This window comes from Sediminibacterium sp., from assembly GCF_051860225.1.
Lineage (GTDB): Bacteria > Bacteroidota > Bacteroidia > Chitinophagales > Chitinophagaceae > Sediminibacterium.
In genome coordinates this window covers 93890-113967 of sequence record NZ_JBHYEI010000001.1, presented here as the reverse complement: position 1 = coordinate 113967, position 20078 = coordinate 93890, and the positions used below count along the sequence as shown (strand labels likewise).

The following is a 20078-nucleotide window of genomic DNA, read 5'->3' as shown; positions in this document are numbered from 1 at the left end:
TGGATTATTGATAAAATTTATCGTTCCAGCGGAGTTCATTTTTAAATTGATACATTCTAGTTTCGTTGTTGATGCAAACAAATTCAATTCCTGCAATAGAGGCAAAGTCTTCCATTTGCTCAGCAGAAATATTTTGCGAATAACAAGTATGGTGAGCGCCGCCCGCTAATATCCAAGCTGCACATCCATTGTGCATATCTGGATAGGGTTTCCATAATACTCTTGCAACAGGTAATTTAGGTAAACTAGCTATTGGTGCAATAGCCATTACATTATTTACCAATAAACGGAATCGATTTCCCATGTCTACAATGGATGCATTGATGGCAGGACCAGGTCCTGAATTAAATACCAAACGAACAGGGTCCGCTTTTCCGCCAATGCCCAAAGGATGAATTTCACAATGAGGTTTTCCATCCGCTATTGACTCGCATATTTCAAGCATATGTGCCCCTAATACCAATTTATTATCAGGATTAAAATGATAAGTATAATCTTCCATGAAAGAGTTTCCTCCCTTTAATCCACTACCCATAACTTTCATAGCTCTCACTAAAGCAGCTGTTTTCCAATCTCCTTCTCCAGCAAATCCATATCCTTTTGCCATCAGCCTTTGTGCTGCTATGCCTGGTAATTGAGCTAAGCCATGTAAGTCTTCAAATGTGGTAGTAAACCCTTTGAAATTCCCCTCTACGAGAAACTTTTCAATCCCTAATTCAATCTTCGCTGCTGTTCTTAATGATTCGTGTTGTGATCCACCCTTTTTTAGACTATCGACTAATTGATAGGCAGTATGGTATTCATCTACTAACGCATCTATATCAGCAGTCGAAACTTGGTTAATCACTTCTACTAAGTCTCCAACACCATAAGTATTTACTGAGTAACCAAATTTTATTTCTGCTTCAACTTTATCGCCCTCTGTTACAGCCACAAAACGCATATTATCTCCAAAACGCACAAAACGCGCGCCTTGCCAGTCGTGCCATCCAGCGGCGGCTCTAATCCATCCGTTAATTTTTGCAATACATTCCTGATCGCTCCAATGTCCTACCACTACTTTTCTGTCTAAACGCATTCTACTCATGATAAAACCAAATTCACGATCACCATGTGCACTTTGATTGAGGTTCATGAAGTCCATATCAATAGTAGACCATGGGATATCTCTATTAAACTGCGTATGAAAATGCAGGATAGGTTTTCTCAATATTTTTAATCCACCAATCCACATTTTAGCAGGAGAGAAAGTATGCATCCATGTAATTACACCAATACAGTTGGTTGCATTATTGGCTTCTTGACAAATCGAAAAAATTTCTTCTGTTGATTTTACCGTTGGTTTATATACCACCTTAACAGGCATGCTGGGTTCGTCGTTTAATGCAGTTGCAATTACAGTTGAATTTGCTGCGACTTGTTTTAGTGTTTCTTCTCCATATAAATGTTGGCTTCCGGTTATAAACCAAACTTCAAGTTGTTTCAAATTAATCATGGTGCTTGTCTTTAAAGTTGAATAGGATGATTATTATTGGCCATAATATGCGTCTGGTCCATGTTTTCTTTCGTAATGTTTTTTGATTAAAGTTTCTTTTAAACTTGGGGCTGTAGGATTAATTTGTAAAGTAACAAAAGCCATTTTAGCTACTTCCTCTAGTACTGCAGCATTGTAAACTGCTTTATGTGAACTGGCACCCCAAGTAAACGGAGCATGATTGCCTACCAGCATCATTTCTGTTTCACTTGGATCTAATTTTCTTTCATTAAAACAGTTGATGATTTGGTAACCTGTTTCTGTTTCATAATCTCCTTGAATCATTTCATCGCTCATCGGTGGTGCACAAGGAATAACTGAAGTGGTATGATCTGCATGGGTAGTGCCTAAGATAGGGATGTCTAATTGTGATTGAGCCCAAGCAGTTGCATAAGTAGAATGGGTATGAACAATACTATTGATTCCATTCCAATGTTTATATAAAACAGCATGTGTTTTGGTATCAGAAGAGGGACGGAGTGTACCCTCAACCACATTTGCATCAAAATCTACAATCACCATTTTTTCGGGACTCAGTTCTTCATAAGGAACTCCACTCGGTTTTATTGCAAATACCTTTTTGTTATGATCTGCAACACTCACATTTCCGAAAGTAAACAAAACCAAACCCAATTTTGGCAACTGCATATTTGCATCATATGCTTCTTGTTTTATCGCATTATATTGACTCATTACTTGATTTTATTTATTATTGGGTGCATGAATTTCTGTGAAATTTCCTGCTACTATATATTGAGAATACCTTTTCTCATAATAAGCTTTTCTGGATTCGTTGGGATAATAAGCGCCTTCAAATCCTTGCCCCATGTACTTCATGGCTTCTTCTACTTTTGCGTATACACCTGCAGCGGTGGCTGCAAACATAGCAGCACCTAATGCACAGGTTTGTTCGCTCTTATGTATTCGAATAGGCATATTCATCACATCGGCCATTACTTGCATAATATACGGAGATCTTTTTGCAACACCGCCTAATCCAATCAATCCATTTACTGGAACTCCTTCTGATATAAAACGATCAACAATTCTTTTTGCGCCAAAACAGGTTGCCTCTACCAATGCTTTAAAAATAGAAGGGGCTGTTGATCCTAAGTTCAATTGATGAATACTTCCCGTTAGGTATTGGTTAGCGTCTGGTGTTCTTCTTCCATTAAACCAATCAAGGGCTAATTCATCATCTTCGTTAAGTGGTAATAATGCAGCTTTATTTGATAAATGTGTAATCAGTTGATCAGATAATTCTTTGATCAGTTGTTCTGCTTCATCGTGTTTAATTGCATCAGAATGCTCAATCATTTCTTTAATCGGAGATAGTATCATATTTTTGAACCATGCATAAGTGTCTCCAAAAGCAGACTGTCCTGCCTCTAATCCAAGCATGCCTGGTATTACCGATCCGGTAACTTGACCACAAATGCCTTTTACTGTTTTATCTTCTAAATCAGCAGTAGGAGCTACTAAAATATCACATGTTGAAGTGCCCATTACCTTACTAAGATGATACGGTTCAATTTGTCCGCCTACTGCACCCATATGTGCATCAAAAGCACCTACTGCAACTACTACATCTTCATTTAATCCTAATTTACTTGCCCATTCTTTAGAAAGCGTTCCTGCAGATTTGTCTGAAGAATAGGTAGTGTCACCAAGGGTTTGAACATATCCATCTAGTAAGGGATCCAATGAAGTAAAAAAATCATTGGGTGGATATCCATTAAATTGTTCAGACCATAATCCTTTATGTCCTGCAGCACAAACACTTCTTTTTAATTCTTTGATATTATTGCCCCCGGTTAACATAAAAGGAATCCAATCACAATGTTCTACCCAAGAAACACAGGCTTGCTTAACAGCGTCATCGTTCCTAATTATATGTAAGAGTTTCGCCCAAAACCATTCGGAGGAATAAATACCTCCCACGTATTGCAAATAATTAGTTTCAAATTTTATAGCATGCTGATTAATTTCTGCAGCTTCTCTTACACTGGTATGGTCTTTCCAAAGCACAAACATGGCATTTGGATTCTCGGCAAATGCTTCTTTTAATGCCAGTGGAGTGCCTGTAGCATCAACTGCTACAGGAGTAGAGCCAGTCGTATCAACTCCAATAGCTACAATATTTTCAGCAACCAATTTTCCTACTTGCGCTAAACAGTTGGTGATGGTTTCTGTTAACCCTTCTACATAATCTAGCGGGTGTTGCCTAAAAACACTTTCTGCTGCATTGCAATACAGTCCTTTTTTCCATCGTGCATAATGATGCACAGCAGTGGCAATTTCTTCGCCAGTAGTTGTGTTTACAATAATTGAACGCACCGAATCGGTGCCGTAGTCTACGCCAATTACAAAAGTTTCTTTTTTCATCTAGCAAGCAATGAATTGTTACAATTCGTGTCAAATTAACACTTAAAGATGAAAATCAAAAATTATTGATAATAAATTTTGCCAATTATTTCAGATTACCTGGGTTGGGAATCAAATTTAAGAATGCGTGAAAGTTTGCAGCGTAACGTCTCTTATCTAGTTTATAGTAGTAGGCTCCCTTTTTAGAGCTTTCTTTGTCTTTGTCTTTTTGTTTTATTAAAAGTTTGGTCGATTGCAATTTTCTGCTAAAGTTTCTTTTGTCAAACTGCGAATCAAAAATGCCTTCGTATAAACTTTGTAGCTGTGGAAGGGTGAATTTTTCAGGTAAAAGTTCAAATAAAATGGGGTGAAAAGCTGCTTTATACCTCAACTTCTCTTTGGCCATGTCTACCATTTTTTGGTGGTCAAAAATGAGCTTTGGGGTATTTTTAATAGGGAACCATTCAGCATGATAGTCTGTATTGATTTGCTTTTCGTACTGATGTATATCAATTAAAGCAAAATAGGCAACCGATACAGTTCTTTCAATAGGGTCACGGTTTACGTCACCAAAGGCAAAAAGTTGTTCCATGTAAACCCCTTCTAAGCCGGTCAATTCTTTTAAGATACGTGCCGATCCTTTTTCAAAATCTTCATCCTTTTGAACAAATCCCCCCATTAAGCTCCATTTTCCTTTTTCGTATTCAAGCCCTCGCTGAACAAGTAATAATTTTAAGTTGGCCCCATCAAATCCAAAAATGATACAATCTAGGGCAACCAATATGCGGGTTTGTTTGTGATACCTAACCATATGTTCAGCTTCAGACGTATTTTACATTCATTAAACAATTAATTAAATATCCGAATAATATTGAGTTTCCTAAAAAAATAATAAGTGTTTTTTTTACAATTAATATTTTTTTGCTAATTTGGTAAATAAGAAATTCACTTGAATCGATTTCTATTACTAATAATATTTGCTTCAATATGAAAAAAATCCAACTCATTGCCTTCATTGGTTTGATAAGTTTAATGGTACATTGTAGCGCTGATAATGCTTCAAATGAAAATGGCCAAGTGCTTGATTCTACTGCATTAAAAGCGGCATATACAAAATCAATAAATGGTCAAAAAACCAGTATTTACTTCTTAACTAATACAAATAATATAACAGCAGCCATCACCAATTTTGGAGGTAGAATTGTTGGATTGACAGTGCCAGATAAAAACGGGCAAGCTACGGATATCGTGTTGGGTTACGATAGTTTAGATCATTATCTCAATAAGCCAGAAGCTTATTTTGGGGCAATCATTGGAAGATATGGTAATAGAATAGCAAAAGCTCAGTTCAAACTAAACGATACCTTGTATCAACTAACTGCAAATAATGGTCCTAATTCATTGCATGGTGGACCAAAGGGTTTTCACAACCAAGTTTGGGAAGTTGTTAGTCATCAGCCGAATCAATTGGTGTTAAGTTATTTATCTAAAGACAGAGAAGAGGGTTATCCGGGAAATTTATTGGTAAAAGTTACCTATACACTTACCAATGAGAACGAATTAAGAATGGAGTATGAAGCAAGCACAGATAAAACGACTGTAGTAAACTTAACCAATCATGCTTATTACAACTTAAATGGACAGGGAGAAAATACGATTACTAATCATGAGTTAACCATTTTTGCATCCAATTATTCTGCAGTGGACAGTACTTTAATTCCAGTAGGTGCGCCAGTAACTGTAAAAGGAACTCCATTTGATTTTACGCTCCCTAAATTAATTGGAAAAGATATTGGAGTAGAACATGTTCAAATTAAAAACGGTTTAGGGTACGATCATAATTTTGTTTTAGATAAACAATCGCCCGATGAGCAGGTAAAAGCTGCAGAAGTGTATGCTCCCAATACTGGAATTACAATGGAAGTATTTACTACGGAGCCAGCCATTCAATTCTATAGTGGAAACTTTTTAGATGGTAGTTTGATAGGGAAAAAAAATAAGCAGTACCCTTATAGATCAGCGTTTTGTTTAGAAACACAACACTATCCAGATGCACCCAATCAGCCTGCTTTTCCTAGCACACAATTAGCACCTGGAAAAAAATATCAAACCACTACTATTTATAAGTTTGGAATCAAAAAATAATTAAGTATCACCAATTAAACATTCTGTCATGCTACATTACAAGAGTAAGGCCTTATTTGCTGGAGTTGTACTTTCGATTAGCAACTTAATGGCACAGGGCAATAAAGATTATCCAATCCAACCTGTTACGTTTAATCATGTGCATGTGAACGATCAGTTTTGGGCACCAAGGATTGAAGTGAATGCCGAAATAACCATTCCATATGTATTACAGAAATGCAGGGAAACAGGAAGGGTAGATAATTTTTTGAAAGCTGCTGGCAAAAAGCCACCTACTAATCTTACTGAATACCCTTTTGACGACTCGGATGTTTTTAAAGTGATTGAAGGTGTTTCTTATTCTTTACAAACTAAGGCCAATGCTTCTCTTGAAAGGTCTCTAGATACTTTGATTCAAATTATTGGTGAAGCACAAGAACCAGATGGCTATTTATATACTTTCCGTACGATGAAGCCAGAAAAATTGCATCCATGGATTAGTCAAAAACGTTGGGAAAAAGATTCCGATTTGAGCCATGAATTATACAATTCTGGTCATTTATTTGAGGCTGCTGTTGCGCATTATTTATCAACTGGAAAAAAATCTTTATTGAATATTGCTATCAAAAATGCTGATTTAATTGTGAAGGATTTTTTATACGGCAAAGCACCCTATTTCCCAGGACATCAAGTAATTGAAACTGGATTATCAAGATTGTATAGGGTGACTGGTAAAAAAGACTACTTAGCATTAGCTAAATACTTTTTAGACATACGTGGAAATGGGGTTGTTAAAGGTTCAGAATATAGCCAATCACATAAACTAGTAACTGATCAGCATGAAGGAGTTGGACATGCGGTTCGTGCAGCTTATATGTACACGGGAATGGCCGATGTAGCTGCTTTAACTGGGGATCAATCCTATATTAACGCAATTGGTAAAATCTGGTCTGATGTAGTGTATAAAAAAATGTATTTAACAGGAGGTATTGGTGCTACCGGTGCGGGTGAAGCATTTGGTGCAGCATACCATTTACCTAATATGTCTGCTTATGCCGAAACCTGTGCTTCTATTGCCAATGTGTATTGGAACAATCGTATGTTTTTGTTACATGGCGATGCAAAATACATTGATGTGATGGAAAGGGTTTTATACAATGGAATGTTATCGGGTATTGCACAAGATGGTAAGAAATTCTTTTATCCTAATCCATTAGCATCCATGGGCCAACATCAGCGCAGTGCTTGGTTTGGTTGTGCTTGTTGTATTTCAAATGTAACCCGTTTTATGCCATCGGTTCCTGGTTATGTTTATGCACAAGACAAGAATAATGTTTATGTGAACTTATATATGTCTAATAAGGCAGACATTCAACTTCCTTCAGGTAAATTAACCTTGTCTCAAGAAACAGCTTATCCTTGGAAAGGGGACGTAAAAATTTCGGTTAATCCAGTAAAGCAAATGGCTTTTGCAATGCGTGTGCGTATCCCAGGATGGGCAAGAGATGAAGCCGTTCCGGGCGATTTATATCGTTTTGCGAGTCTTCAAAAAGCGAATAAAATTGTAATTGCTGTGAATGGAAAACCAGTTGATTACCAATTAGAAAAAGGCTATGCGGTATTCAATAGAACATGGAAGAAAGGTGATGTTATTTCTTTCGAACTTCCAATGGAAATAGAGAAAGTAATTGCCAATGAAAAAGTGAAAGACGACCAAGGTAGATTCGCTTTACAAAGAGGTCCAATTGTTTATTGTTTAGAAGGACCCGATCACGCAGATCAGGCAGTACAAAATATTGTAGTAGAAGAACAAACTAATTTTACAGCTAATTATAATCCTTCTTTATTAAATGGTATTTTAACCTTAGATGGAAAAGGAAGCGCCACTTCAAGACAAGTCAACAGCAATCAATTATTAAAGAAAGAACTACCTGTAAAAGCGATTCCTTATTATGCTTGGAACAATCGTGGTCCTGGCGAAATGGTGGTTTGGATTCCTTCTCAAGAATCATTGTCACGCCCCAAGCCTGCTCCAACAATTGCCTCAAAAAGTAAAATAAGTGGCTCTGTAAGTAGCCAACGTATGTTAAGCTCTTTGAATGATCAGTTTGAGCCATCCTCTTCTGAAGACAAGTCTGCATTGTATGTTCATTGGTGGCCTAAAAAGAATACCGAGGAGTTCATTGAATATACTTTTGATCAAGAATATACCATCAGTGAGTCAAAAGTATATTGGTACGATGATAGTCCATTTGGTGGTTGCAGAATACCAGCTAATTGGGAAGTTTTATATAAGCAAGGAAATGATTGGGTGCCAGTAAAAGCCTTAACTCCTTACGAAACAACCAAAGACAAATACAATACCATTCAATTTGAACCAGTAAAAACAACAGGTGTAAGAATGAAAATTAAATTACCTGTGAATCACGCAACGGGTGTTCATGAATGGATAGTTAAATAATCATTCTATGTTTAGAATCAATTTGAAATTCCGATTGACCATATTGGTAATAGCTGTTTGTATTTCGCTATTGCATGCGCAAGAGAAAGCCACTATGCAAATATTTACCAATAAAGTAAAGAATACCGTTTCGCCCAATTTGCATGGTATTTTTTTTGAAGAAATCAGTCATGGTGGAGAAGGTGGTTTATATGCAGAAATGATACAAAATCGTGGATTTGAAGAAAGTCGAATTCCTCCTGGTGCTGTATTAGAGGGGAATATGCTTAATCCCAATCCAAATAAAAAACCACATTATAACTTAAATGGCAAAGCCAGCAATTTTAAATTGCCATGGCCTGTTAAATCGGCTATGCCTTATTGGAGCACAAAGTCAACAGGTGATGGAAGTGTTGAAGCAATTTTAAGAGAAGACAATCCTTTAAATGCAGCAACACCTCAGTCTGCACAGATTAAAGTGAATAAGCTGTCTAACAATGGTGCCGATTATTTTTTGAATGAAGGTTTTTGGGGAATCAATGCTAAAAAAGGTGAAGAATATCAACTTAGTTTTTATACTAAAACAGGAGAAGATTACAAAGGTCCATTATCAGTAGTTTTATTATCTGCAGATGGAAAGGAAATAGCCCAATATACTTTTACAAAATTGACCAATAAAGCATGGAAAAAATATACTTGTAAACTTATTCCAACGACCACCGATGGGGCAGCTTCATTTGCTTTTAAATTTGGTTCTACTGGAAGTATTTGGTTCGATTTCGTTTCCCTGTTTCCTTCAAAAACATTTAAGAACAGACCCAATGGGTTAAGGTCCGATTTGGCTCAGTACTTAGCTGATTTAAAACCAGCTTTTGTGCGTTGGCCTGGTGGTTGTTTTGTAGAAGGAATTAATGTAGAAAGTGCACCCAATTGGAAAACATCTATTGGACCAATTGAACAAAGGCCAGGAACATTTAGTGTGTGGGGCTATTGGTCAAGTGATGGATTTGGTTATCATGAATACTTACAATTTTGTGAAGACATCAATGCAGATGCCTTATATGTATTTAATGCGGGCGTTTCTTGCGAATTTAGAAGTGGAACTTTTATTAGCGAAGAAGCATTACAACCTGTAATAGATGATGTATTAGATGCCATAGAATATGCCATTGGTCCGGTTAATTCTAAATGGGGAAGTGTTCGTGCAAAAAATGGACATCCCAAACCATTCCCATTAAAATATATTGAAGTAGGAAATGAGCAGCACGGACCTTGGTATGCCAAGCGTTACAATCGTTTCCATGAAGCGATTAAAACAAAATACCCTGATTTGAAAATTATTTCTAGCATGGGTATTGGCGACGTGAATAAACGAACGTTGGATAGTATTAAAGTGACCGATATGGCAGATGAACATGCATATAAAAGTGCTTATTGGTCTTTTACCAACTACGATCATTTTGATAAATATAAACGAGGGGATTACGAACTCTATGTAGGCGAATATGCTACTAATGCTGGCGTTGGATCGGGTAATTTACAAGCAGCATTGAATGATGCTACTTATATCCTGAGTATGGAAAATAACGGAGACCTTGTAAAAATGTCGAGTTATGCGCCATTATTTGAAAACGTTAATACCAAGCATTGGCCTGTGAATCTGATTAAATTTAAATCGGATAGTTCTTTTGCAAGAATATCTTATTACACTATACAGTTAATGAATGATCACCGAGCGGATGAGAATCTACAAGTGCAATTTAGCATAGCCCCAACTTCAAGTAAAATTCCCAAATATAAGGGTAGTATAGGATTGGCTACCTGGGATACGCAAACGGAATACCGAAATATTGAAGTGATTCAAAATGGTAATACGGTTTATAAAAGTGATTTTACCAATAATGCTCAAGAGTGGAATATGGTAAGGGGTTCTTGGGAAGTAAAAGAGAATGCAATAGCACAAACTGCTCAAGGCCCGCAACGATTGATGGTATTGAATAATAAAAGTTTTGATACATACACACTTAAGTTACAGGCAAGAAAATTATCCGGCACTAATGCGTTTATTATTCCTTTTGCCGTAACAGATGCCAATAATATGCTGCGTGCACATATTGGGTCTTATGTAAATGCAAATGCAGTATTCGAAATTGTTAGCGATGGTTCAGTGTCAAATATATCGGCTTCTAAAAGATTACGTCAACCAATAGAATCGGGTAAATGGTATGATATTCAGTTGGTAGTTGAATTAGATAAAGTAAGTTGTTATTTGAATGATTCATTACTGATGACTTTTACTGAGCCTCAAAAACTATTTGGTTTAGCAGGGAGAGATAAAACAAGCGGGGAGTTAATTATTAAAATGGTAAATGGTGCAGATCAGGATTATGAAACTGAATTTGATTTAAATGGTGAAACCGAATTGAATGGACAAATTACTGCATACACTATTCAAGCTGAATCGGTAAAAGCAGAAAATTCATTTACAAATCCAAGGGAATATATTCCTGTTAAAACACAAACCCCTATTACAATCGGAAAAAAATTCAAGTATCGTTTCCCTAAAAATTCAATCACTGCTTTACGAATTCCAGTAAAAAAATAATCAGTAAAAACGTTTGTTTATGAAAAGAATGCTGCTTGCTTGTTTGATGGGTACACTTTTATTAACCGTTACTCAAGCACAAAATAAGCCGTTACCTGCTTTTTCGCCCACTCGAACCGAAATGTTGCAGCGATATAAAGTGGCAACAGAAAGAGACAGCATGGTTAGAAAAACAGCATTTAAACTTAGTGTCATGCCTAATTGGAGTGGTTCCTCCGCATTCTGGTATAGAAATGTTTTGGCAGACAGTATAACGCAATATTTTTTAGTAGACCCTATAACTATTAATAAAAAGCCACTTTTTGATGCAGATAAATTAGCAGCAGCATTAATTAACGCAGGACATAAAAATATCAGTATACAGAAACTACCCATTAAAAATGCCTATTTACACCCCGATCAAAAAAAGTTAGCCATTGCAGTGGAGAATATTTTTTACGAGGTAGACTTGTTGCAATACCAATTAACTAAAATCGATAGTCTTCCCGTTGATAAAACCATTTATCCAGGTCTTACAAGGGCTGCAAGCAGATGGCAACGTGGTCGTACGGTAAGAACTTCCCCCGATCAACAATGGAATTTGGTGGTTAAAGAGCACAATATATATTTAGAGCCTGCTAAAGGTGGAACACTCATTCAGTATACCACCGATGGAACTGCCGATACACCTTATGGTGAAGTTAGCTGGTCACCCGATAGCAAGCATTTGATCGCCTATAAAATTAAACGAGTGGTAGATAAGCCCGTTTTTTATATTTTAACTTCATTGCCCAATACCACGAGGGGAGAAGTAAAAGAACGTCCGTATAAGCAACCAGGTGATGCATTTACTACGTATGAAATGTTTGTTATAAATGTTGCTGATAAAGCAATCAAAAAAGTTCAAACAGATATCATCGACTTTTTTGATGCACCTAAACTCAACTGGAATGCAGGAGATAATACCCATTTTATGTTTGAGCGAGTAGATCGTGGACACCAAAGATTCAGAATTATAGATGTAAATCTAGCTGATGGAAGTACTAGAAATATTATTGATGAGCAAACCAACACTTTTATTTACGAGCAAAAAATATTTACTCATTATTTGCCTGCTACTTCCGAAATTATTTGGATAACCGAAAAAGATGGTTGGAGACATTTGTATTTAGTAGATGCTAAAAAGGGAGCGGTAAAAAATGCTATTACGAAAGGAGAGTGGGTAGTTAGAAATGTAGATAGTATTGATGTAGCCAAAAGAGAAATCTGGTTTCAAGCAAGTGGCATGAACCAAGGAGAAGATCCTTATTTTATTCATTATTATCGAATTGGTTTTGATGGTAAAAAAATGGTAACACTAACAAAGCCAGGTTTTAATCATCGCATTGTTTGGTCGCCAGATAAAAAATACTTTATTGATACCTATTCAACTGTAGATCAAGCGCCTGTCTCCATTTTAGGAAGAGTTGCTGATGGAAAACAATTAATGGAATTAGAGCAAGCGGATATTAGTTTGCATAAAGCAGCCGGTTATCGATTACCTGAACCATTTAGTGCAAAAGGAAGAGATGGTGTTACAGATATTTGGGGGGTAATATGCAGACCATCCGATTTTGATCCCAATAAACGCTATCCAATTATTGAAAATATTTATGCAGGTCCACAAGATTCATTTGTTCCTAAATTGTTTGCTACTACCGGTGAAATGCAGAGTATGGCAGAATTAGGATTTATAGTTGTGCAAATTGATGGTATGGGAACCTATAATCGCTCTAAAGCATTTCATGATGTATGTTGGAAAAATTTAGCAGATGCAGGATTCCCCGATCGCATTGCATGGATGCGTGCATTGGCGGCTAAGTACCCACAAGCTGATACGAATCGGGTTGGTTTGTTTGGAACATCAGCGGGTGGACAAAATTCGTTGGGCGGATTATTGTTTCATCCTACTTGGTACAAAGCGGCAGTTTCATCCTGTGGTTGTCATGATAACCGAGTAGACAAGCAATGGTGGAATGAGCAATGGATGGGTTATCCTATTGGGAAACATTATGATGAACAATCCAATATTACCAATGCGCATAAATTGAAAGGCAAATTATTGTTGATTGTAGGAGAAGCTGATACGAATGTTCCTCCAGAATCTACCTATCGGGTAGCCGATGCTTTAATTAAAGCTAAAAAGTCATTTGAATTTTTAGCAGTACCAGGAATGGGTCATAGTGATGGTGGAGCTTATGGAAGAACTAAGAAGCGAGATTTCTTTGTAAAAAGTTTATTAGGCATTGATCCACCAGATAGGAATGCGGATGAATTAGATTAGACCAACTTCATACGTACTCTTGAAATAGTCGTCTACATATTCATGCGGTGATTTTCCAATAACCGATTTGAATACTCGATTAAAGTGAGTAACTGTATTGAATCCACAATTATAAGCAATAGTGGAGATGCTAATACTATCTCCATCCCCTGTAGTTAACTTTTTACAAGCTTCATTAATTCTTACCTCATTTAAAAACGAAACAAATGTATGATGTGTTCTCTTTTTGAAATACCTACAAAAAGCTTGTGGGGTCATATGTGCTTGTTGGGCTACATCTTCTAGTGTAATATTATTTTCGTAGTTAGCCATGATATAGTGGTAAATTTCACTTAACCGTACACCCACATTTTCACTTAAGGTTTCTAATTTTGATGCGCTTGAGAGTTCCTTTAAATTAGGGATACTTGAAAACTTTTTAAGGATTTCTATGAACGCAATCATTTGGTCAACCCCTTTAGATTTACTGATGATCTGAATTTTATGCGCTACTGCTGTAATAAATTCTGGGGGAATCATAAAGCCATTGTTGTGCTTTTGAATGAAAGTTTGGATATGTTTCATTTCAGCTAAATCAAATAAACTACCCAGCTTCCCATTCGGATTAAAGTGGATGGTAATTGCTTCTACTGTTTTTTTGCTTTTTGGAGAAAAGTAAACAGGGTCACTTTTAAATACATGCGGAAGATTAGCGCCTATATAATAAACTTCGTTGGGTTTAAATGGAAACATATTATTATCTACCACCAATGTACCTTCTCCTCTTATAATCCAAGTAAGTTGTATTTCATCGTGCCTATGTAAGTACTTATAAAAATAGGGTAGCACATCATGTTTAATGATGATATTCTTATCTCCCGGAACGGGAATAGTAAACTGTAATACTTTCATTTAAGCAGTTTTTGACAGGTATAAACAGTAAATAGTACCAATTTTAGCTTCAAAAGCCCCATTTATTGCCAAAGACAGGTAAGATACAGAAAATGCTGCGTTAATTAGTGTATATTATACAATTATTATTTTGACAAAGAATAATCAGTTAAAATCGGTACATAAATTATTAATTGAGGAAAATAGCGTACACAATAAGCCAAGTAGCTTTGTGTTTCTAATCTTTATAATTATGGCTAATCTAACATGGAAGGGCGTATATCCGGCTCTTCTAACCCCTTTTAAACAAGACGATTCAATTGACTTTGAAGTGTATAATCGTAATTTACAAGCGCAAATAGATGCGGGTGTAGATGGAATTATTTTGGGCGGATCTTTAGGTGAAGCAAGTTCTTTATCTAATGAAGAAAAACGGGACTTGTTATTTTATTCTAAGGAAAATATCCCCGCCGATTTTCCAGTGATTATCAATATTGCAGAACAAACAACAAAGGCGGCTATTGCATTGGCACAAGATTCAGAGCGGAATGGGGCTGATGGGCTGATGTTATTACCACCTATGCGTTACTATGCAGATAGTCATGAAACACTAGAATATTTTAAAGCAGTAGCCAATTCAACCAGTTTGCCAATCATGATTTATAATAATCCTGTGGATTATAAGATTCATGTTACATTGGATATGTTTGAATCTATGATGCCATATCAAAATATTCAAGCTGTTAAAGAATCTACGCGAGATATTTCTAATGTTACTAGAATGATTAATCGTTTTGGTGATCGATTCAATATTTTATGTGGAGTAGATACTTTGGCAATGGAGAGTCTTTGTATGGGGGCACATGGATGGGTAGCAGGATTGGTAGATGCATTTCCAAGAGAAACAGTGGCTATTTACAGTTTAGTAAAAGCAGGACAAATTGAAGCGGCATTGCCTATCTATCGTTGGTTTTTACCTGTATTAGAATTAGACATACATCCTAAATTAGTACAGTACATTAAATTGGCTGCAATGCATACTGGTATTGGGTCAAGTCATGTAAGAGCACCAAGACTTCCTATTGAAGGAGCAGAATTAAAACGAGTTACTAATATTATAGAAACGGCATTGGCCACAAGACCAACTTTGCCAGATTATTTGAACCTGAAACATACAAAAAATGCTACATGGGCATAACCTAATTGGCTTTGAAGAATCTGCTAAAGGAAAAGAAACTTTTCAATCTTTTAGCACTGTTCAAGGAAGTTTTTTACCAGATCAATTTCATATTGCCACTAACAATGAAATAGAAGCAGCAATTGCCAAAGCAGTAGCTGCTTTTGGCATTTATAGTAAACTATCTTTTGCAGAGCGAGCTGTTTTTTTGGAAACAATTGCAGAAGAAATATTACAGCTTGGTGATGATTTATTGGAAAGAGCCCATCTTGAATCGGGTTTGCCTTTAGCTAGATTAACTGGTGAGCGCGACCGTACAATGAATCAATTGAAGTTATTTGCAAGTTTATTAAGAGAGGGATCATGGGCAGATGCTGTAATAGATACAGCAATGCCTGATCGGCAACCATTACCGAGAGCAGATCTTAGAAGAATATTACAACCACTAGGACCAGTAACTGTTTTTGCAGCGAGTAATTTCCCTTTCGCATTTTCAACAGCAGGCGGCGATACTGCTTCCGCTTTAGCTTCGGGTTGTCCTGTGATAGTAAAAGCACATAGTGCTCATGCTGGTACCAATGAATTAATGGCAACCGCTATCAAGAGAGCAGCTGAAAAAACAGGTATGCCAGATGGCGTATTTTCTTCTTTAAATGGAGAAGGCGCAACGCTCGGTCAAAGGTTAGCAGTAGATCCTTCAATCAAGGCAATCGGATTTACTGGTTCATATAGAGCAGGGATGGCATTGTATGAAACGGTTACACAAAAAAGGAAAGCTCCTATACCATTGTATGCCGAAATGAGTAGTATAAATCCAGTAGTATTATTGCCAGAAACATTAGCATTAAAAACAGCTGCTATTGCTAACACGCTTGCTGGTTCAATTACATTAGGGGTTGGACAATTTTGTACGAATCCAGGATTAATATTGGTGATTAAATCTAAGGCAACAGAAGCCTTTATTGAATTGATGACAGCGTCTCTTTCAGCAGTGGTAGCAGGAACCATGTTAAACGATTCCATTTGTAAAGCTTATTATACAGATCGGAATAAATTGATCAATAATCAACAGGTACAAATAATTTTTAAAGGAACTGAATTAGCGAATGAGTATAAGGGAACGCCAGCATTGTTTAGTGTTACCGCAAAAGAATTTATTGCAAATCCTGCATTGCAAAACGAAGTATTTGGACCCTCTTCACTAGTGGTTATTTGCGACGATAAAATGCAGTTGGAAACCGCACTAACCCAGTTGCATGGTCAATTAACTGGAACAGTTTTTGGAAGCAATGAAGAATTACTGCGGTACACCACGGTAGTTCAGCTTTTACAAGAAAAAACGGGTAGGGTGATTTTCAATAGTGCCCCAACTGGTGTAGAAGTATGTCATGCAATGGTACATGGTGGTCCATTTCCCGCAACAACCGATTCAAGAACCACATCGGTAGGAACAGAAGCAATAAGAAGATTTGTAAGACCAGTTTGTTATCAAGATTGCCCAGAAGCTTTGCTGCCATTGTATTTACAAAATAAAAATCACGCAGGAATTATGCGAAAAATAAACGGAAATTATTCTCGTGATTCAATTTAATTCAACAAAAATATGAGAGCAGTTATCATTGGTGGAGGAATTATTGGATTGAGTTCAGCCTACTATTTAATACAGGAAGGATGGGAAGTAACGGTGATAGATCAAACGGATTTAACGGATAGTTGCTCTTATGGTAACTTAGGAATGATTGTGCCCAGTCATTTTGTTCCATTGGCAGCACCAGGCATAGTGGCACAAGGGATACGTTGGATGTTTAATTCGAAGAGCCCTTTTTATGTTAAGCCATCTTTGAGTTTACAATTAATTAGTTGGGGGTTACAGTTTATTAAATCGGCCAATCAAAAACATGTAGATCAATCAGGACCACATTTAACAGCCATCAACTTATTGAGTAAACAGTTGTATGAAAAGTTGAGTAATGAACCGGGTTTTGATTTCTCTTTTGAGAAAAAGGGAATCATGATGTATTATAAAACGGAGAAAGTAGCTGAAGAAGAAACGCATATGGCTGAGAAAGCCAAGCAAATGGGATTAGATGTAGAAGTGTTAACCAAAGAAGAGGCGCAAGCAATTGAATCAGAAATTTCATTGGATGTATTAGGTGCAGTACACTATAAATGTGATGCACATTTGTATCCCAATAAACTGAATCAGCAATTGATTCAATATCTACAAAACAGCGGTGTTCAGTTTATTACAGGAAAACCAGTTACCCGTATTGAAACTAAGAACAATACGATACAATCCGTTCATATTGGAGAGAATATCATAAAAGGGGATATGTTCATTTTTGCTGCAGGATCATGGATGCCTGCATTATTAAAAATGGTTCAGGTACAACTGCCGCTGATGCCTGGGAAAGGTTATTCATTTACACAAGAAAGTCCTGCTAAACAATTACAAGTACCAGCCATTTTATGTGAAGCAAGAGTGGCCATCACGCCTATGAATCAACAGTTGCGATTTGGCGGAACAATGGAAATAGGTTCCATCAATAATAAAATCAACATGAATAGAGTGCGCGGAATTGTAGAATCTGTTCCAGCATATTTGCCAGGATTATCGGTTAATATGCCAACTGAAGAAAAAGTATGGTATGGATTTAGGCCATGTTCGCCAGATGGATTACCTTATATTGGCTATACATCAAAATATAATAATCTGTTGGTTGCAGGAGGTCATGCAATGATGGGACTGAGTTTAGGGCCAGCTACTGGTAATTTGATTGCAGCATTAGCTACAAAGCAAGCAACACCAATTAATATTAAAGCATTTGATCCAACTAGATTTGATTAATAAAATACCATTTAAATCAGCAATATGAAAATCTCCCCATTTGTTTTTTCCATGTTGATAGCGGGCCAGTTTTTTAGTGTTACACTTCAAAAAGCAACGGCACAAGTATCAACAGCATCATTTGTTCCTTGTCAAGAAATGCCCAGTTTAATTCAGGGATACAATGTAGACAACCGCACTTTGAGTCGATATTATAGTCCTACTAGTTCTAGGGGGGGTGGTGGATTTGGAGCTGGTGCAGATGCAAGCATTGGCTCTCCTGAAAAGAATAAACGATTGCAACAATTGGTGCAAGATTACCAAAAGAAATTAGCGGCGGTTTCATTTAATAATTTGTCTCAAGAATGTAAAGCAGATTATATTCTTTTCAAAAGAGATTTAGCTGAAAGATTGCAACAATTAAAAAACGAAGAAGCTGAAGTAACTAAAATACAAGCTTGGATTCCATTTGCTCCCAAAGTATATGCTTTAGAGCAATTGCGCAGAAGAGGCATTCAACCCAAAGCAGAAGAAGTAGCAAGAGATTGGTCTGCTATTGCACAAGAAATCAAAACTTTGCAAGCCAAACTAAAGCAAGAAAAATCAGTTGATCCAGAATCGGTATATACTGCTGGCGAAGTAATCAATAATCTCCGAGCAACCGTACAAAGTATCCAAGATTTTTACAATGGGTACGACCCTATGTTTACTTGGTGGGTACCAACTGTACAAAAAACATTGGATGAAGCATTGGTGGCATATGCGGCTGCATTTAAAGCAAAAGCCAATAGTGCACTTACTGCAACAGACAACAGTGGAATTGTGGGGGTGCAAGTTGGAAGAGCCGAATTAATCAAACAGCTACAGCGTGAAATGATTCCATATACACCCGAAGAACTGATTGAAATTGCCAATAAAGAATTTGCATGGTGTGATGCAGAAATGCTGAAAGCGTCTAAAGAAATGGGTTTTGGAGATAATTGGAAAGCAGCTTTAGAAAAAGTAAAAAATTTGTATGTTCCACCTGGTAAACAACCTGAAGCCATTTTAAAATTATATACAGAGTCAATTGATTTCTTAAAAAAGAATCAACTATTAACCATACCCCCATTGGCAGAAGAAACATGGGGAATGATGATGATGTCTCCTGAACGTCAGTTGGTGAATCCATTTTTTACGGGAGGCGCAGATATCACGATATCTTATCCAACCAATACCATGAGTTATGAAGATCGCATGATGAGCATGCGTGGCAATAACCCACATTTTTCAAAAGCAACCGTGCACCATGAATTGATTGCAGGTCATAACTTACAACAATTCGTAAATTCAAGAACCAGAACTTATCGCAATTTTGGAACTCCGTTTTGGACAGAGGGATGGGCATTATATTGGGAATTGATTTTATGGGATCAGCAGTTTGCGAAAATTCCGGAAGATCGAATTGGTATGCTTTTCTGGCATATGCATCGCTGCGCAAGAATTATTTTCTCTTTGAATTATCATATGAAGAAATGGACACCACAACAGTGTATTGATTTCTTAGTAGATCGAGTAGGGCACGAACGTGCTAACGCAGAAGGAGAAGTACGCAGGTCATTTGTTGGAAGATATCCACCATTGTATCAATTAGCTTACTTAACAGGAGGCAGACAGTTTTACGCACTAAAAAAGGAATTGGTTGATGGCGGTAAAATGAGTTACAAACAATACCATGATGCAGTATTGAGTTTGAATGCAATGCCTGTAGAAATGGTACGCGCCATCTTGACGAAACAACCACTTACTGAAAACTTTACAACCAACTGGAGATTCTATAATGAATAATCAACTGA

General features: G+C 36.9%; 13 protein-coding genes. 8 read left to right on the top strand and 5 right to left on the bottom strand.

What is annotated here, in order from left to right:
* Positions 1–4: 4 nt before the first annotated feature.
* From araA to ACTIEI_RS00400, 4 genes are all read right to left on the bottom strand, one after another.
* Complete coding sequence (araA, locus tag ACTIEI_RS00415) at positions 5–1495, bottom strand: L-arabinose isomerase (protein ID WP_439504298.1); 1491 nt, start codon at positions 1493–1495, stop codon at positions 5–7.
* 33 nt (positions 1496–1528) lie between these two features.
* On the bottom strand, positions 1529–2227 hold the full coding sequence (locus ACTIEI_RS00410; RefSeq protein ID WP_439504297.1) for an L-ribulose-5-phosphate 4-epimerase: 699 nt from the start codon (positions 2225–2227) through the stop codon (positions 1529–1531).
* Positions 2228–2236: 9 nt separating this feature from the next.
* Complete coding sequence (locus ACTIEI_RS00405; RefSeq protein WP_439504296.1) at positions 2237–3919, bottom strand: ribulokinase; 1683 nt, start codon at positions 3917–3919, stop codon at positions 2237–2239.
* An 85-nt stretch (positions 3920–4004) separates the two neighbouring features.
* Positions 4005–4709 carry an NUDIX hydrolase gene (locus ACTIEI_RS00400; protein WP_439504295.1) on the bottom strand — a complete coding sequence of 235 codons (705 nt, stop codon included), beginning with the start codon at positions 4707–4709 and terminating at the stop codon, positions 4005–4007.
* A 176-nt stretch (positions 4710–4885) separates the two neighbouring features.
* Here ACTIEI_RS00400 and ACTIEI_RS00395 point away from each other — a divergent pair, with 176 nt between their 5' ends.
* The 4 genes from ACTIEI_RS00395 to ACTIEI_RS00380 are packed head-to-tail and all read left to right on the top strand — an operon-like array spanning position 4886 to position 13369.
* Positions 4886–6043 (top strand): aldose epimerase family protein, encoded by a 1158-nt coding sequence (locus ACTIEI_RS00395; protein ID WP_439504294.1) that lies wholly within the window; start codon positions 4886–4888, stop codon positions 6041–6043.
* A 28-nt stretch (positions 6044–6071) separates the two neighbouring features.
* Positions 6072–8483: a glycoside hydrolase family 127 protein gene (locus tag ACTIEI_RS00390; RefSeq protein WP_439504293.1), complete on the top strand. Its 2412-nt coding sequence runs from the start codon at positions 6072–6074 to the stop codon at positions 8481–8483.
* A gap of 7 nt (positions 8484–8490) precedes the next feature.
* Entirely contained in the window at positions 8491–11067 is a 2577-nt protein-coding gene (locus tag ACTIEI_RS00385; RefSeq protein ID WP_439504292.1) for an alpha-L-arabinofuranosidase C-terminal domain-containing protein, read from the top strand.
* A gap of 19 nt (positions 11068–11086) precedes the next feature.
* Complete coding sequence (locus ACTIEI_RS00380) at positions 11087–13369, top strand: prolyl oligopeptidase family serine peptidase (RefSeq protein WP_439504291.1); 2283 nt, start codon at positions 11087–11089, stop codon at positions 13367–13369.
* Here the strand turns inward: ACTIEI_RS00380 and ACTIEI_RS00375 are convergent.
* Positions 13361–14260 carry an AraC family transcriptional regulator gene (locus ACTIEI_RS00375; protein WP_439504290.1) on the bottom strand — a complete coding sequence of 300 codons (900 nt, stop codon included), beginning with the start codon at positions 14258–14260 and terminating at the stop codon, positions 13361–13363. The genes ACTIEI_RS00380 and ACTIEI_RS00375 overlap by 9 nt on opposite strands.
* Positions 14261–14492: 232 nt before the next feature.
* Here ACTIEI_RS00375 and ACTIEI_RS00370 point away from each other — a divergent pair, with 232 nt between their 5' ends.
* From ACTIEI_RS00370 to ACTIEI_RS00355, 4 genes are read left to right on the top strand one after another with little or no spacing between them, the layout of a single operon-like run.
* Positions 14493–15437 (top strand): dihydrodipicolinate synthase family protein, encoded by a 945-nt coding sequence (locus ACTIEI_RS00370; protein ID WP_439504289.1) that lies wholly within the window; start codon positions 14493–14495, stop codon positions 15435–15437.
* Positions 15421–17007 (top strand): aldehyde dehydrogenase (NADP(+)), encoded by a 1587-nt coding sequence (locus tag ACTIEI_RS00365; protein WP_439504288.1) that lies wholly within the window; start codon positions 15421–15423, stop codon positions 17005–17007. Before ACTIEI_RS00370 ends, ACTIEI_RS00365 begins: the two co-directional genes overlap by 17 nt.
* Before the next feature lie 12 nt (positions 17008–17019).
* Entirely contained in the window at positions 17020–18264 is a 1245-nt protein-coding gene (locus tag ACTIEI_RS00360; protein WP_439504287.1) for an NAD(P)/FAD-dependent oxidoreductase, read from the top strand.
* Between the two features lie 24 nt (positions 18265–18288).
* Positions 18289–20070 (top strand): DUF885 family protein, encoded by a 1782-nt coding sequence (locus ACTIEI_RS00355; RefSeq protein WP_439504286.1) that lies wholly within the window; start codon positions 18289–18291, stop codon positions 20068–20070.
* Positions 20071–20078: the final 8 nt, after the last annotated feature.